This window comes from Streptomyces sp. NPDC023541, assembly GCF_055559995.1.
This window is the reverse complement of sequence record NZ_JBVHJO010000003.1, coordinates 429,658-442,237: the sequence shown is the minus strand read 5'-3', so window position 1 is coordinate 442,237 and position 12,580 is coordinate 429,658. Positions and strand designations below refer to the sequence as shown.

8 protein-coding genes are annotated in these 12,580 nt (G+C 69.1%); 5 read left to right on the top strand and 3 right to left on the bottom strand.

All coding sequences use genetic code 11. The features are described 5' to 3' along the window. The first annotated feature begins 19 nt into the window (after positions 1–19). Positions 20–1,051 carry an alanine racemase gene (locus tag ACZ3X1_RS09560; RefSeq protein ID WP_362628731.1) on the top strand — a complete coding sequence of 344 codons (1,032 nt, stop codon included), beginning with the start codon at positions 20–22 and terminating at the stop codon, positions 1,049–1,051. 10 nt (positions 1,052–1,061) lie between these two features. Here ACZ3X1_RS09560 and ACZ3X1_RS09555 read toward each other — a convergent pair whose 3' ends face one another. Together ACZ3X1_RS09555 and ACZ3X1_RS09550 are read right to left on the bottom strand one after the other, a co-directional pair. After that, positions 1,062–2,522 (bottom strand): glycosyltransferase family 87 protein, encoded by a 1,461-nt coding sequence (locus tag ACZ3X1_RS09555; protein ID WP_467278229.1) that lies wholly within the window; start codon positions 2,520–2,522, stop codon positions 1,062–1,064. A gap of 94 nt (positions 2,523–2,616) precedes the next feature. Continuing rightward, positions 2,617–5,208 (bottom strand): transglycosylase domain-containing protein, encoded by a 2,592-nt coding sequence (locus ACZ3X1_RS09550; protein WP_467278227.1) that lies wholly within the window; start codon positions 5,206–5,208, stop codon positions 2,617–2,619. Positions 5,209–5,484: 276 nt separating this feature from the next. Between ACZ3X1_RS09550 and ACZ3X1_RS09545 the strand changes: the two genes are divergently transcribed. The 3 genes from ACZ3X1_RS09545 (at position 5,485) to ACZ3X1_RS09535 (ending at position 8,593) form a co-directional block, all read left to right on the top strand. Beyond that, positions 5,485–6,087 carry a PadR family transcriptional regulator gene (locus ACZ3X1_RS09545; protein ID WP_030025751.1) on the top strand — a complete coding sequence of 201 codons (603 nt, stop codon included), beginning with the start codon at positions 5,485–5,487 and terminating at the stop codon, positions 6,085–6,087. Between the two features lie 49 nt (positions 6,088–6,136). Continuing rightward, positions 6,137–7,219, top strand: a complete 1,083-nt coding sequence (locus tag ACZ3X1_RS09540) for an inositol-3-phosphate synthase (protein WP_356811292.1) — start codon at positions 6,137–6,139, stop codon at positions 7,217–7,219. 105 nt (positions 7,220–7,324) lie between these two features. Further along, entirely contained in the window at positions 7,325–8,593 is a 1,269-nt protein-coding gene (locus ACZ3X1_RS09535; protein WP_390075343.1) for an MFS transporter, read from the top strand. 67 nt (positions 8,594–8,660) lie between these two features. On the opposite strand, the gene ACZ3X1_RS09530 is transcribed toward ACZ3X1_RS09535, so the two are convergent. Next, positions 8,661–10,127, bottom strand: coding sequence for a CCA tRNA nucleotidyltransferase (locus tag ACZ3X1_RS09530; protein ID WP_356811290.1), 1,467 nt, complete (start codon positions 10,125–10,127; stop codon positions 8,661–8,663). Between the two features lie 186 nt (positions 10,128–10,313). On the opposite strand from ACZ3X1_RS09530, the gene ACZ3X1_RS09525 reads away from it, so the two are divergent. Next, the gene (locus tag ACZ3X1_RS09525; protein WP_467278220.1) at positions 10,314–12,578 is read left to right on the top strand and encodes a DUF6049 family protein; all 2,265 of its coding nucleotides are present in this window, start codon (positions 10,314–10,316) and stop codon (positions 12,576–12,578) included. Positions 12,579–12,580 lie beyond the last annotated feature (2 nt).

Below are 12,580 nucleotides of genomic sequence, written 5' to 3'. Positions count from 1 at the left end.
GGAGAGGTCCCGGACGGGCATGGCGCTCACGCTCTACGTCGACACCGCGCGCTGGCGTGCGCACCAGAAGCAGGTCCAGGACCAGTTCCCCGGGATGGTCCCGGTCTGCAAGGGCAACGGTTACGGCTTCGGCCACGAGCGGCTGTGCGAGGAGGCGACCCGGATGGGCGCCGATGTACTCGCCGTCGGAACGACGTACGAGGCCGCCGGCATCAAGGACCTGTTCGGCGGCGACCTTCTCGTCCTCACCCCGTTCCGCCGGGGCGAGGAGCCTGTACCGCTGCCGGACCGGGTCATCCGCTCGGTGTCCTCGCTGGACGGGGTCCGCAGCCTGGTCGGCGCCCGTGTGGTCATCGAGTGCATGAGCTCGATGCGCCGCCACGGAATCTCCGAGCAGGACCTGGGCCAGCTGCACGGCGCGATCGAGGACGTACGGCTGGAGGGCTTCGCCCTGCACCTGCCCCTGGACCGCCCCGACGGCTCGGACGCCGTGGAGGAGGTCATCGGCTGGATGGACCGGCTGCGCGCTGCCCGGCTGCCGCTGCACACCATGTTCGTCAGCCACCTGCGGGCCGAGGAGCTGGCACGGCTCCAGCAGCAGTTCCCGCAGACCCGCTTCCGGGCCCGGATCGGCACCCGGCTGTGGCTGGGCGACCACGAGGCGACCCAGTACCGCGGCTCGGTGCTCGACGTGACCCGCGTGGCCAAGGGAGACCGCTTCGGGTACCGCCAGCAGAAGGCCGCGTCCGACGGCTGGCTGGTCGTGGTCGCCGGCGGTACCTCGCACGGTGTGGGTCTGGAGGCCCCGAAGGCGCTGCACGGTGTGATGCCGCGCGCCAAGGGGGTCGCCCGGGCGGGTCTGGCCACGGTCAACAGGAACCTGTCGCCATTCGTGTGGGCGGGCAAGCAGCGCTGGTTCGCCGAACCGCCGCACATGCAGGTGTCGATCCTGTTCGTGCCCGCCGACGCGACCGAGCCGAAGGTCGGCGACGAGCTGGTGGCGCACCTGCGCCACACCACCACGCAGTTCGACCGGGTGCTCGACGCCTGAGCCGTCCCGCTCAGTCCCTGGGGCCGGTGCCCCAGTCGACCCGCTGTCCCTCCGAGGGCGTCGCGTACCGCGGCGCCCTCGCTGCGTCCGACAGCACGAACACGTCCTCGGCCCCGTCCAGTACGCCCCCGGAGGGGTCGTCCGAGCCGCCCTGGCGGACGGCGTCGCGCTCCGGGAGGAGGATGTCGCGGACGATGACGGCGCACAGGTAGAGCGTGGTCAGCAGGTGGGCGGCGATCGCCAGCTGGTAGCCCTCCACGGGCAGGCCCTGGTGCTTGTCCCCGCTGTTGATGTACGCGAGGTAGGACCAGATCCCGAGGAAGTAGGCGACCTCGCCGGCCTGCCAGATCAGGAAGTCCCTCCAGCGCGGCCGGGCCAGCGCGGCGAGCGGGATGAGCCACAGCACGTACTGCGGTGAGTAGACCTTGTTGCAGAGGATGAAGGCGGCGACGACGAGGAAGGCCAGCTGGGCGAAGCGGGGGCGGCGGGGGGCGGTCAGGGTGAGCAGTCCGATGGCCCCGCAGAGCAGGAGCGTCAGCCCGGTCGCGTAGGTGTTGGCGTCATGCAGGGGGTTGCCCGAGCGCTGGGAGATCAGCAGCCATACGGAGCCGAAGTCGATGGGCCGCTCCTGGCTGAAGGTGTAGAACTTCGTCCAGCCCTCCCAGGCGAGGAGCATGACGGGGAGGTTCACCGTGATCCAGGCCAGGGCCGCTCCCAGGGCGGCCAGGCCGAACTCGCGCCACTTGCCGGCCCGCCAGCACAGCACGAACAGGACGCCGAGCAGCAGTACGGGATACAGCTTGGCGGCGGTGGCCAGGCCGATGAGGACGCCGAAGAGGACCGTTCGCCCCCGGGACCACATCAGCATCCCGGCCGCGGTCAGGGCGATGGCCAGCAGGTCCCAGTTGATCGTCGCCGTCAGCGCGAAGGCGGGCGCGAGGGCGAAGAGCAGGGCGTCCCAGGGCCGGCGGCGGTGTGTCCGGGCGACGCAGACGGCGATGACCGCCGCGCAGGCCATCAGCATGCCCGCGTTGACCATCCAGTACATCTGCTCGCGGTGCTGCATGGAGCCGCTGCCGGGGGTCAGCCAGGAGGCGATCTCCATGAAGAGCCCGGTGAGCACCGGGTACTCCAGGTACTCCATGTCGCCGGGCAGCCGGTCGAAGTAGGGCGTCAGGTTGTCGGCGAAGCCGCGGACCGCGTACAGGTGCGGGATGTCGGAGTAGCAGGCGTGGGTGTACTGCGAGGTGGCCCCGCGGAACCACGCCCAGTCGTAGCAGGGCAGCTTCTGCACCATGCCGAGGGCGAACATTCCGATGGCGATGAGGGCCACGACGCGCACCGGTCCCAGCCAGTGTCCGCCGAGCCGGGCGTAGCGGCCGAGCGGGCCGCCGATGAGCTCACTGCCGGCTGCGGCGACCTCGTCCTGCTGCGTGGGCAGTACGGGGCGGTCCTCGTGCACCTTCGTCATGGGGCTCATCCTGCCGTACGGGGCCGGGCACCGGGGAAGGCCGCCGCACGGTGTGTGCGACGGCCTTCCCGGGCTCACGGGGGCGGTGGGCGGATCAGTCAGGCACGGTGGTGCCGGTGGTCGATCCGGTCAGGCCTCCCGGGCGGCCCGGCCTGCCGCTGGGCGACGGGGACGGCGATGTGCTGGGCCCGCCGATGACGCCGGAGTCGGTGCCGGTGGACGTGCCCTCGTTGGTGCCGCCCCGCGTGGTGTCCGGGTCGCAGTAAAGCTCCCACGGCTTGCACGGCCGGGCGCTGCCCTTGGAAGGCTTCGGGGACGGCGGCGGGGAGCTCGGCGGGATCGACGACGGCGGCGCGGACGGCGTCGCGGGTGCCACGGGGGTGGGGGAGGGGGCGCCGGCGGAGTCAGCCGTGACGCCGATGTCCTCGGCCTCGGGGAACTTTGTGACGGGCTTGCCCTTGAGGGCCTCGCTCATGTACTCGGTCCAGATCTCGGCCGGGATGTCACCGCCGTGGAGGGAGGGGATGTCGCCCACGCCCTTCATGGAGATGAGCTCCTTCTCCGCCGAGTTGGGATCGGTGCGGAAGAGGACCACGGAGGTGGACAGCTCCGGGGTATAGCCGACGAACCACGCCGACTTGTTCTCGTCCGTGGTACCGGTCTTGCCCGCGGCGGGCCGGCCCAGCTTCTTGGCCTTCTTGCCGGTGCCGTTCTCGACGACGTTCTCCAGCACCTTGGTGACGTTGTCCGCGACCGCGTTGTCCATGGCCCGCTGGTCCTTGGGGGCCTCGAAGCCGGTCAGCTTCTCGCCGTTCTTCTCGACCGCGATCACGGAGTACGGCTCGCGGTGCATGCCGGAGGCGGCGAAGGTCGCGTACGAGTCGGCCATGCGGATGGCGCTGGGGGTCGAGGTGCCCAGGGCGAAGGAGGCGTCGGTGTTCGGGTTGATCGACTCCTCGAGGATGCCCGTGGCCTTCGCCACGTTCTTGACCTTGTCGTGGCCGACGTCGAAGACGAGCTGGGCGAACGGGACGTTGATGGACTTCTCCATCGCCTCGTTGAGGGTCACGTACCCGAAGGCGGTGGGGCTCTCGTTCTTCTGCCGGAACGGGTTGCCCGACGCGTCGCGCAGGGGCCTGCCCTCACGGTTGTTGATCACGGTGAGGTCGTTGGCCTGGTACTTGCTGTTGACCGAGATGCCCTTGCCGTTGGAGTTCTGGGTGCCGTACTCCATGGCCGCCGCCAGCACGTACGGCTTCCAGGTCGAACCGACGGGGACGCCGCTGGTGTTGGCGTTGTTGCTGAAGTACTTCTGGTCCCAGCCCGGGCCGCCGTACAGGGCGACGAGCGCGCCGGTCTTGACGTCGACGGAGGCGGCGCCGAACTGTACGAAGGTGTCGGTCTCGGGGCGCTTCTTCTCGTCGATCAGGCCGGCGCGGATGTCCTCGACCGCCTTGACCATGGCGTCCACCTTGGGCTTCTCGAAGGTGGTCTTGATCCGGTAGCCGCCCAGGGCCATCTGCTCGGCGGTGATGCCCTTGGTCTTCATCACGTACGCCTTGGCCGTGTCGACCAGATAGCCGATCTGGCCGGTCATGCCGCGGGCCTGCTCGGACTCGACGCGCGCGGGGAATTCCGTGTACTTCGCCCGCTCCGCCGCCTCCATGCGGCCCACCTCGACCTCGCGGTCCAGCACCCAGGCCCAGCGCTTCCTCGCGCGGTCCTCGTTGAGGGCGGGGGTGGCGGCGGCGCCGATGCCGCCGTCCGGGTTGTAGAGGTTGGGGCCCTTCAGCACGGCGGCCAGGAACGCGCACTCGGAGGGGTTCAGGTCCTGGCTGTCCTTGCCGAAGTAGGCGCGGGCCGCGGCCTGGATGCCGTAGGCGTCCCGGCCGTAGTAGGCGGTGTTCAGGTACCCGGCGAGGACGGTGTCCTTCTCCTCGGAGACACCGAGCCTTATCGCGATGAAGAGCTCGGTGACCTTTCGCTTGAGCGTCTGGTCGGAGTCCAGGTAGGTGTTCTTCACGTACTGCTGGGTGATGGTCGAGCCGCCCTGGGTGGAGCCGCCCGTGCCCATGTTCCAGACGGCGCGGGCGATACCCATCGGGTCCACGCCCTTGTCCGTCTCGAATGACTCGTTCTCCGCCGCGATCACGGCGTCCCTCATGGACCGGGGGATGCTCGAGATGGGGACGATCTGCCGGTTCATCGAACCGCCCGTCGCCACCATCTGGGATCCGTCGGCCCAATAGAAGACGTTGTTCTGCGCCTTGGCCGCCTTGTTCGGGTCCGGGGTGCTCACCATGGCGATGCCGATGCCGGCACCGGCGATGATGACCGCGAAGAAGCCGAGGGCGGTACCGGAGACCAGCTTCCATGAAGGCAGGAAGCGCTTCCAGCCGTCCCGGTCGGACCGCGGGTAGTTGATGAGCCGCTTGTCCGGGCGGCCGGCGCCGCGTCCGCTCCCCGCAGCGCCTCTGCCACGGCCCGAGGACCCTCTCTGCGCCGCTCGGCGGGCGTCGGCGCGACTGCCCTGGGCGGGCTGCTGTGCGTACGGGCCGCTGTGTGACGCCGTGGGGACGTCACGTCCGGCCGGGGCACCCCTGCCGGGGCGCTGCTGGGCGGCGCGGCGGGCAGAGGCCCGCCCCCCGCCCTGGGGCTGCGGCGGTTTGCGGCGGTGCTCGCTCATCGAACGACTACTCCTCGGGCAGGCGAGTGGCCTGGAAGCGGCAGGTGAATTCCGGTTCCCCCCGGTGTCATGGCGCACAGACTACGCACGGTCAAAACCCGACCAGTGCCGAAGTTCACCCCAAATCAGGCAACCTGCCTGGTGCGAAACGGTGATGTGATGCCGGTCACCACGCCTCCCCTTGTCGATGAAGGCGGGCCGTTCTATCGTCTGGATGTATCGAGTCGATACATCAGCTCGACATAATGACTCAGGGGTGGAGGAGAGGGCAGGCGGATGAGCAGACGCTCCGGCATCCTCGAGTTCGCCGTCCTCGGCCTGCTCCGCGAATCCCCCATGCACGGCTATGAGCTGCGCAAGCGGCTCAACACCTCGCTGGGAGTGTTCAGAGCCTTCAGCTACGGGACGCTCTACCCCTGCCTCAAGACACTCGTCGCCAACGGCTGGTTGATCGAAGAACCGGGCAACGCCCCGGAAGACGCTCTCGCCGCTTCACTCGCAGGGCGCCGCGCCAAGATCGTCTACCGGTTGACGGCCGCGGGTAAGGAGCACTTCGAGGAGCTCCTCTCCCACACGGGCCCCGAGACCTGGGAGGACGAGTCCTTCGCCGCCCGCTTCGCCTTCTTCGGCCAGACCGAACGAGACGTGCGGATGCGGGTACTGGAGGGCCGTCGCAGTCGGCTGGAGGAGCGCCTGGAGAAGATGCGCGCCTCACTCGCCCGGACGCGGGAGCGCCTCGACGACTACACGCTTGAGCTGCAGCGGCACGGCATGGAGTCCGTGGAGCGCGAAGTGCGCTGGCTGAACGAGCTCATCGAGAGTGAGCGGGCGGGACGGGATCGGAGACGATCAGGTCCGTCCGACGAAACCGAAAAATGAGGTCTGCATCTTGCAGGCCTTGTCCGAGAACAAACAGGGAGCAACCGGAATGGGTTCGGTTCGCGTAGCCATCGTCGGCGTGGGCAACTGCGCCGCCTCGCTGGTGCAGGGCGTCGAGTACTACAAGGACGCCGACCCGGCGTCCAAGGTCCCCGGGCTGATGCACGTCCAGTTCGGCGACTACCACGTGCGTGACATCGAGTTCGTCGCCGCGTTCGACGTCGACGCGAAGAAGGTCGGCCTCGACCTTTCGGACGCCATCGGCGCCAGCGAGAACAACACCATCAAGATCTGCGACGTCCCGAACACCGGTGTCACCGTTCAGCGCGGTCACACCCTGGACGGCCTGGGCAAGTACTACCGCCTGACGATCGAGGAGTCCGCCGAGGCTCCGGTCGACGTGGTCCAGATCCTCAAGGACCGCCAGGTCGACGTCCTGATCTGCTACCTGCCCGTCGGCTCCGAGGACGCGGCGAAGTTCTACGCGCAGTGCGCCATCGACGCCAAGGTCGCCTTCGTCAACGCCCTCCCGGTCTTCATCGCCGGCACCAAGGAGTGGGCCGACAAGTTCACCGAGGCCGGTGTCCCGATCGTCGGCGACGACATCAAGTCGCAGGTCGGCGCCACCATCACGCACCGCGTGATGGCGAAGCTGTTCGAGGACCGCGGTGTCCGTCTTGAGCGCACCATGCAGCTCAACGTCGGCGGCAACATGGACTTCAAGAACATGCTCGAGCGCGACCGCCTCGAGTCGAAGAAGATCTCCAAGACGCAGGCCGTCACCTCGCAGATCCCGGACCGTGAGATGGGCGAGAAGAACGTCCACATCGGCCCGTCCGACTACGTCGCGTGGCTCGACGACCGCAAGTGGGCCTACGTCCGTCTTGAGGGCCGCGCCTTCGGCGACGTCCCGCTGAACCTCGAGTACAAGCTCGAGGTGTGGGACTCCCCGAACTCCGCCGGTGTCATCATCGACGCCCTGCGCGCTGCGAAGATCGCCAAGGACCGCGGTATCGGCGGCCCGATCCTGTCGGCGTCCAGCTACTTCATGAAGTCCCCGCCGGTCCAGTACTTCGACGACGAGGCCCTGGCCAACGTCGAGAAGTTCATCAAGGGCGAGGTCGAGCGCTAGTCGAAGCCTGCCGGTCCGGTCGACACCTGGGCTTCGGCTGTTCTTCCGCGGAGGGTCCCCGGGCAAAGTGCCCGGGGACCCTCCGCGTATGTGACCCTTTCCCTCATGCCTGTCGTACGTGATCTGCGCGTACTCCTGCGCCTGAGGGACTTCCGCAACCTGCTCGCCGTACGGCTGCTCTCCCAGGCGGCGGACGGCGTGTACCAGGTCGCGCTCGCCACCTACGTCGTCTTCTCCCCCGAGAAACAGACCTCCCCGGCGGCCATCGCCTCGGCCATGGCGGTACTGCTGCTGCCCTACTCGGTGATCGGCCCCTTCGCCGGGGTACTGCTCGACCGCTGGCGCCGCCGCCAGGTCTTCCTCTACGGCAACCTGTTGCGGGCCTTCCTCGCCTGCATCACCGCCGTGCTGATCGTCGCGCACGTGCCCGACTGGCTGTTCTACGCCTCGGCGCTGTCCGTGACCGCGGTCAACCGCTTCGTACTGGCCGGTCTGGCCGCCGCACTGCCCCGCGTCGTCGGAGCCGACCAGTTGGTCACGGCGAACGCGCTCTCCCCCACCGCGGGAACCCTCGCGGCCGTGGCCGGCGGAGGGCTGGCCTTCCTCGTCCGGCTGCTCGCCTCCGGCTCCAATGCGCTCGTCGTGCTGCTCGGAGCCTGTCTCTATCTCTGTGCTGCCCTGGTTGCCCTGCGCCTCGCCATCGGACTCCTCGGCCCCGACCATTCCGCCGGGCAGGCCCATCCCTCGCTGGCCGAAGGCATCGCCCTCACGGTGCGGGGCATGGCCGAAGGCCTCCGGCACCTCGCCGCCCGGCGCCGGGCGGCCCGGGCGCTCACCGCGATGACCATGATGAGGTTCTGCTACGGGGCCCTGTTCGTCATGCTGCTGATGCTCTGCCGCTACGCCTGGTCCGGCAGCGAAGCCGAGGGACTCGCGCTCCTGGGCATCGCGGTCGGCGCCTCGGGGGCCGGATTCTTCGCGGCCGCCGTCGTGACCCCGTGGATGGTGGGCCGGCTGGGCACCCTCGGCTGGATCACCGCCTGCGCCGCGGGCTCCGCCGTCCTGGTGCCGGCCCTGGGCCTGTTCTTCACCCCGGGGCCGATGCTGGCCGCCGCGTTCGTCCTCGGCCTGGCCACCCAGGGCGCCAAGATCTCCACCGATACCGAAGTGCAGTCCCAGGTGGACGACGACTACCGCGGCCGGGTGTTCTCCGTCTACGACGTGCTGTTCAACGTCGCTTTCGTCGGGGCGGCAGCGGTGGCCGCCCTCATGCTCCCCGCCGACGGGCAGTCCGTGGTCCTGCTCGTCTGCGTGTCCGTCCTCTACGCCCTGACCGCAGTGCTGCTCGGCCGACGCAGCCGATGTTTCACGTGAAACATCCCCCATCCCCGTCCACGGGCGCCGATGTTTCACGTGAAACATCGGCGCCCGCACCCGCAGATCAGGCCTGGGCCGCCCACCACTCCTTGAGGGCCATCACGGCGGCGTCATGCCCCATCGGGCCGTTCTCGAGCCGCATCTCCAGCAGGAAGGCGTAGGCCTTGCCGATCACCGGCCCCGGGCCCACGTCCAGGACGCGCATGATCTCGTTGCCGTCCAGGTCGGGCCGGATCGCGTCCAGCTCCTCCTGCTCCTGCAGCTGCGCGATGCGCTGCTCGAGCCCGTCGTAGGTGCGGGAGAGCGCGTTGGCCTTGCGCTTGTTGCGGGTGGTGCAGTCGGACCGGGTCAGCTTGTGCAGACGGTCCAGCAACGGCCCGGCGTCACGCACGTAGCGCCGCACCGCGGAGTCCGTCCATTCCCCGTCCCCGTAGCCGTGGAAGCGCAGGTGCAGCTCGACCAGCCGGGACACGTCCTTGATCATGTCGTTGGAGTACTTCAGCGCGGTCAGCCGCTTCTTGGTCATCTTCGCGCCGACCACCTCGTGGTGGTGGAAGGAGACCCGGCCGTCGCTCTCGAAACGGCGGGTGCGGGGCTTGCCGATGTCGTGCAGCAGGGCGGCGAGCCGCAGCACGAGGTCCGGGCCGTCCTCCTCCAGCGCGATCGCCTGCTCCAGCACGATCAGCGAGTGGTCGTAGACGTCCTTGTGCCGGTGGTGCTCGTCACTCTCCAGTCGCAGCGCGGGCAGCTCGGGCAGCACCTGGTCGGCCAGGCCGGTGTCCACCAGCAGTCCCAGACCCCGACGCGGGTTGGAGGAAAGGATCAGCTTGTTCAGCTCGCCCTGGACCCGCTCCGCGGAAACGATCTCGATCCGCTCGGACATCGCCTTCATCGCCGCCACGACCTCCGGGGCGACCTCGAAGTCCAGCTGCGCCGAGAAGCGCGCCGCCCGCAGCATCCGCAGGGGATCGTCGGAGAAGGAGTCCTCGGGGGTTCCGGGGGTCCGCAGGACGCCGGCGGCCAGATCTTCCAGGCCACCGTGCGGGTCGATGAACTCCTGCTCGGGCAGGGCCAGCGCCATGGCGTTGACCGTGAAATCACGGCGCACGAGGTCCTCGGCGATCGAGTCGCCGTACGAGACCTCCGGCTTGCGCGACGTGCGGTCGTAGGCCTCCGAGCGGTAGGTCGTCACCTCGATCTGGAAGTTCCGGACAGCGTCTCCGACGCGCGCGTTCTTATGGGCCCCGACGGTGCCGAAGGCGATGCCGACGTCCCAGACCGAGTCGGCCCACGGCCGGACGATCTTCAAAACGTCCTCGGGGCGGGCGTCGGTGGTGAAGTCGAGATCGTTACCGAGACGCCCGAGCAGCGCATCACGGACGGACCCGCCGACCAGGGCGAGGCGGAAGCCCGCCTCCTGGAACCGGCGGCCGAGCTCGTCGGCGACAGGAGCGACCTCCAGCAGTTCACTGACCGCGCGGCGCTGCACCTGACTCAGGGCACTGGGGTTGTCTTCGTTGGCGTTCGGCACAACTGAAAAGGGTACGTGCCCGGCCCCCCGGGCACCGCCCCGTTTATCGGCGACCCCGGTACGCGGCCACCGCGGGGCTGAACCGATCATGTGGAGCAAGGTGCGGCACTCGCACACAGCGCACCTCGTTACCATTCGTGGACGCACAAAAGACGACCACTGACACTTCTAGGGACGGGCTAGCGCGTGGCCGAGGCGGCAGACATCCAAGGGGCGTCCCCCGCCCCTGTCCGGCGCCGATGGCTGCGGCGCGCGATCGTCCTGCTCGCCGGGACCCCCGTGCTGGCCGGTCTCGTCTATGGCCCCGCCCCCCAGGCCGAGGCCGTCCAGGCCTCCTCAGTCGATGTCCAGCTGGTCTCCATGGCGCCCAGCGCCCCGGTGAAGGGTGACACCCTCACCATCCAGGGCACCGTGATCAACACCGGATCCGAGACGATCACCGACGCCCACGTCGGCCTGCGGGTCGGGCCGGCGCTCACGGACCGGTCGTCCATCGACGAGACGGCCGACCGCAACGGCTTCCGCGCCGGCACCGATCCCGGCGAGATCGACCCGGCGTACGCGGTGAAGATCGCCTCGCTGCCGTCGAAGGTCACCCACAACTTCACCCTCACCGTCCCGGTCAACAAGCTCGAACTCGACAAGGACGGCGTCTACCAGCTCGGTGTCTCGCTGTCCGGGGTCACCGACAGCCGGCCCTCCGAGCAGGTGCTGGGCATCAAGCGGACCTTCCTGCCCTGGCAGCCGGAGGCCGCCGCCAAGCGCTCCCAGCTCACCTACGCCTGGCCGCTGATCTCCACCACCCGTGTCACGGCGGAGACCGGCTCCGACGAGCTCCAGACGCCGGTCTTCCTCGACGACTCCCTCGCCGAAGAACTCCGGTCGGGCGGCCGCCTGGAACAGATGGTCACCCTCGGCAAGGACCTGCCGATCACCTGGGTCATCGATCCCGACCTGCTTTACACGGTCGACGCGATGACCAAGGGATACCGGGTCCGCGGCGCCAACGGGAAGGCCGTCCAGGGCAAGAACAAGGCCGTCGCCGAGCAGTGGCTGAGCTCCCTGGAAGCGGCCGTACAGGGCAAGAAGGTCGTCGCCCTGCCCTTCGCCGACCCCGACCTCGCCTCCCTCGCCCACCACGGCAAGGACGTCTCGGGCACCCTGGGACAGCTGCGCCCGGCCACCGACAAGGCGAAGCAGGCCGTCGAGACGGTCCTGCACGTCCCCGCGTCCACCGACTTCTCCTGGCCCGTGAACGGTGCCATCGATCCTTCGATCGTGAACGTCGCCACCTCGGCCGGTGCCCACAACGTCCTCACCCGCAGCGACAGCCTCGTCGAGAGCGGCGCCCTCGGTTACACGCCGTCGGCCGCCCGGCCCATCGGCGCCGGCACCACTGCTGTCGTTGCGGACGCCGAGCTGTCCACCGCGTTCGAGGGCGACATGCTGAACGCCGGGAGCTCCACGCTCGCCGTGCAGCGGTTCCTCGCCCACAGCCTCGCCCTGAACCTGCAGAAGAGCGACGAACCGCGCAGCTTCGTCGTGGCTCCGCAGCGGACGCCCACGGTCAGCCAGGCCCAGACGATGGCCGCCGCCATACGCGGCCTCCAGGGGGGCCGCTGGACGCAGCCCGCGGACCTGGAAGCGGCGGCCGTCGCCAAGCCCGACCCGGGCGCCACCACCCAGGTGCCGGGCGCCGGCCAGTACCCGGAGGACCTGCGCAAGCAGGAGCTGCCGGTGTCGGCCTTCGAAAAGATCCGCACGACGCAGAACACGCTGGACCATTTCAAGGTGATCCTCGCCGCGCCCGACCGCGTGGAAATCCCCTTCGGCAACACCGTCAACCGGGAGATGTCGACTTCCTGGCGAGGGCGTCCCGATGAGGCCCGCCTCTACCGGGACCAGGTGCAGGAGTATCTGATCGGTCTCACCGAGAAGGTCAAGGTCATCCCCAAGTCCGACGCCACCCTGTCCGGACACAGCGCCACCATCCCGGTCAGCGTCCAGAACAGCCTCGTGCAGGACGTGCACGACCTGGTCCTACGGGTGAAGTCCGCCAACCCGTCCCGCCTGATGTTCAACGGCAGCGGTCAGGCGGAGCAGCAGGTCACCGTCCAGGGCGACCACACCCAGACGGTGAAGTTCCCCGCCAACGCCACCGCGAGCGGGCCCGTCGAAGTCACCGCTCAGCTCTTCACCAAGGACGGCATCCCCTACGGCAAGGAACGCCGGTTCACCGTCGAGGCCACCGAGATCACTCCCACCGTGATGCTCGTGATCGCCGGCGGTGTGCTCCTCCTGGTCCTGGCAGGCATCAAGATGTACGCCAGCCGCAAGCGTGTCGCGGCCCGTGCTGCCGCCGAGGAGAGCACGCAGCCGAGTGACGAGTCCCCGGACACCGAACCGCAAAGCACCGAGGGGTCCGGCACGAGTGAGACAGTGGACCGTTGAGC

Bases quoted from the DNA above. Each gene is read 5' to 3' on its own strand.
- ACZ3X1_RS09535 (WP_390075343.1), top strand. From the start codon at position 7,325: ATGCCTGTCGTACGTGATCTGCGCGTACTCCTGCGCCTGAGGGACTTC.
- ACZ3X1_RS09540 (WP_356811292.1), top strand. From the start codon at position 6,137: ATGGGTTCGGTTCGCGTAGCCATCGTCGGCGTGGGCAACTGCGCCGCC.
- ACZ3X1_RS09555 (WP_467278229.1), bottom strand. From the start codon at position 2,522: ATGACGAAGGTGCACGAGGACCGCCCCGTACTGCCCACGCAGCAGGAC.
- ACZ3X1_RS09560 (WP_362628731.1), top strand. From the start codon at position 20: ATGGCGCTCACGCTCTACGTCGACACCGCGCGCTGGCGTGCGCACCAG.
- ACZ3X1_RS09550 (WP_467278227.1), bottom strand. From the start codon at position 5,208: ATGAGCGAGCACCGCCGCAAACCGCCGCAGCCCCAGGGCGGGGGGCGG.
- ACZ3X1_RS09545 (WP_030025751.1), top strand. From the start codon at position 5,485: ATGAGCAGACGCTCCGGCATCCTCGAGTTCGCCGTCCTCGGCCTGCTC.